We start from the raw sequence: 275 nt of genomic DNA, 5'->3' as shown, positions 1-275 counted from the left end.
GCGGCCCAGAAGGCGTCGCCGGTGCGTTGGAAGCCGAACATGGAGTAGAACACGTAGATCGGCACGAGGGGTTCGCCGTGGGTGGCGTAGGCGGTGCCGGCGGCGGTGAAGGCCGCGACGGCGCCGGCTTCGTTGATGCCGGGGTGGATGAGCTGGCCCATGGGGGATTCCTTGTAGGCCAGGACGAGGTCCCGGTCCACGGAGAGGTAGTTCTGGCCCTTGGGGTTGTAGATCTTCGCGGTGGGGAAGAACGCGTCCATGCCGAAGGTCCGCGA

At 66.9% G+C, this 275-nt stretch carries 1 pseudogene; it reads right to left on the bottom strand.

The annotated features are described in order from the left end of the window. Positions 1 to 275: pseudogene (locus tag NFJ07_RS25820) on the bottom strand (pyruvate dehydrogenase (acetyl-transferring), homodimeric type); the annotation flags it as partial.

Source organism: Arthrobacter sp. B2a2-09, from assembly GCF_027587375.1.
Taxonomy (GTDB): domain Bacteria; phylum Actinomycetota; class Actinomycetes; order Actinomycetales; family Micrococcaceae; genus Arthrobacter.
The sequence above is the reverse complement of the archived record's forward strand: the minus strand, read 5'-3'. Positions and strand labels throughout refer to the sequence as shown.